1 protein-coding gene and 2 pseudogenes are annotated in these 2,438 nt (G+C 71.9%); 2 read left to right on the top strand and 1 reads right to left on the bottom strand.

Annotated elements, in window-relative coordinates; genetic code table 11:
* Together QH283_RS03715 and QH283_RS03710 are read left to right on the top strand one after the other, a co-directional pair.
* Nucleotides 1–751 (top strand): annotated as a pseudogene (locus tag QH283_RS03715) (TROVE domain-containing protein); the annotation flags it as partial.
* A 209-nt stretch (nucleotides 752–960) separates the two neighbouring features.
* Nucleotides 961–1,608, top strand: a complete 648-nt coding sequence (locus tag QH283_RS03710; RefSeq protein WP_280501615.1) for a hypothetical protein — start codon at nucleotides 961–963, stop codon at nucleotides 1,606–1,608.
* A 6-nt stretch (nucleotides 1,609–1,614) separates the two neighbouring features.
* Here the strand turns inward: QH283_RS03710 and QH283_RS03705 are convergent.
* A pseudogene (locus QH283_RS03705) lies at nucleotides 1,615–2,438 on the bottom strand (hypothetical protein); the annotation flags it as partial.

Below are 2,438 nucleotides of genomic sequence, written 5' to 3'. Positions count from 1 at the left end.
CGGCGCCCGCACGGACGCCGTCGCCGCCCGGCTCGCCGATCCGGCGCGGCTGCGCATGTCGCGGGTGCACCCGGTGCAGGTGTTGGCCGCGTCGCGCACCTACGCGAGCGGCGGGCGCGTGACGCGCGGCGCCGGCGAGTGGACGCCCTCGACGCCGATCCTCGACGCCCTCGATGCGGCCTTCTACGCGGCGTTCGAGTCGGTGGAGCCGACCGGCAAGCGGCACCTGCTCGCCCTTGACGTGTCCGGGTCGATGGCCGCCCCGGTGTCGGGCCTGCCGATCTCGGCGCGCGAGGCTTCGGCGGCGCTGGCTCTGGTCACGGCGGCCACCGAGCCGGCGCACACGGTGCTCGGGTTCACCGGCGAGGTCGGCTCGTGGACCGAGTCGGTGGTCTCGCCGCTGCCGATCAACCCGAGGATGCGGCTCGACGACGCCGTCGCGGCGGTGTCCGGTCTGCCGTTCGCCGCCACCGACTGCGCGCTGCCCATGCGCTGGGCACTCGCGCACGAGGTCGAGGTGGACGTGTTCACCGTCTACACCGACAACGAGACCTGGGCGGGGAAGGAGCACCCGCACCAGGCGCTGCGGCGCTATCGGGAGCGGATCAATCCGGCCGCGAAGCTCGTGGTCGTCGGCATGACGGCCACCGGCTTCACGATCGCCGATCCCTCCGACGCCGGCATGCTCGACGTCGCCGGGTTCGACGCGGCGGTGCCGGGGCTGCTCGCGGATTTCGCCCGCGGCGCATGAGGTTCCGCCGTGCGGGAGGAGGCAGTCCCTCCCGCACGGCGGGACGCCGCGCGGATAGCGATCACGTATCGATCGGATATCGAACCAGGTTGCGGCCGAGTCGTTTTCGCAGCACATCGCAGAGCCGCATCGGCTGATCCCCCGGTCGGAGCGGGGAAGCCGGGTACTCCGGGGAGACGATCGACACAGAACGGTGCGATGATGCCGGAGTGACTCAGTGGCTTCCCGTGCTCGGTTCGCTGATCGTCGCCGGTGCGGCGCTCGTCGGATTCCTGGTGAACAACGCGACCAGCAGGCAGGCGATCGACGCCGCCGACGCGCGGCATCAGCAGACGCTCGAGGAAGCAAGGCGCGCGACCGAACTCGCCCTGGAGGCGGGCGGGCGCCGCGAGCACGACCGTTGGCGGCACGAGGCCGTGGTCGCCGCGGTCTCGACGGTGCTAGAGACCTCGAACTCGGTGCGCCAGCAGCTGTGGTCCTATCACCGCTGGGATGTCGACGACGATTTCGAACTCGACCGCGTCGGCAGCGACATCCACGAGGCGTTGTGGGGCTGCAACGGCACCATCAACCGGCTGCGCCTGCTGGCCGCGCCGAAGATCCCCAACCAGTGCGAGGATCTGGTGAGCACGCTCGGGGCCGCGCGCAACATCACCCTGCAATACCTCAAGCTGCAATTGGACGACGAGGCCACCAGCGAGGAGTTCACCGAGATCAACTCGCTGTGGGAGAAGGCCATTCGCAAGGCGATCGAGCAGGAACGCGCGCTGGTCAACGCCACGCGTGCCGAGCTGGGCATCGAGGCGCTCAAGGATCTGCCCAAGCCCGACCGCGAGCAGGTGCTCGACAACGTCTGAGCCTGTCTAGCACAGCGCCGCGACCACCTCGGCGACCGCGGCGCGCAGGGCGGCGGCGTAGCCGTCGAGATCGGTGAGCACGCCGGGATCGGTGTGCAGGGAGACGGTCACGGTGGGCCCGAGGCCGTGCACACCGTGGGTCAGGCGCATGACCGAGCCGATGGCGGGGAAGCCGGCGGTGAAGCGGACCGGCCCGCCGAAGTCCAGATCGGCCGGTCCCCGGTCGACGCTGGAGACCACGGTGTTGCCCGCGATCGAGTCCGGCACCAGATCCAGCGGCCAGCTGTCGGCGTCGCGGCGCAAGAACAGCGCGGGTGTGACGGCGGTGACCCGGTCCTGGGCGGCCATGAGCGGATGGCGGGCGCGTTCGGCGCGGGCGCGCAGCGCGGCGGCGATCCGGTCGGCCCTGGCGCGCAATGCGGGCTCGTCGAGGAACAGGTCGATCGAAAGATTGCGATAGTTGTTGCGGGCGTTGCCCTTTCCGCCGCCGGGCAGCGCCATCGGCACCTGGGCGCCCAGCGCCGTCACCGGTGATCCCGCCGCGGCGAGATACTCCGGCAGGGCCACCGACACCGCCGTCAGCACGACGACGGTGACGGTGTGGCCGGGGACGCGCAGGTCGGCGCTGTCGAAGACCAGCATCTCCACGGCGTGCGCACCGACCGGCGGCGCGGCCGGGTCGTTCACCGCCACCGGGGCGAAACCGGGACCGGGCGGCGGGATCTCCCCGGCGGCGGTGGCCGCGGCGAGTTCCGCGCGCGCCCGGTTGGCCCGCAGGCCGCGGCGGATCGTGCGGGCGATCGACACCGGGAGCAGCAGTGCCCCGAGGA

This window comes from Nocardia farcinica (assembly GCF_029867845.1).
Lineage (GTDB): Bacteria > Actinomycetota > Actinomycetes > Mycobacteriales > Mycobacteriaceae > Nocardia > Nocardia farcinica_A.
Note: the sequence above shows the minus strand (reverse complement) of the source record. Positions and strands in the feature narration are given on the sequence as shown.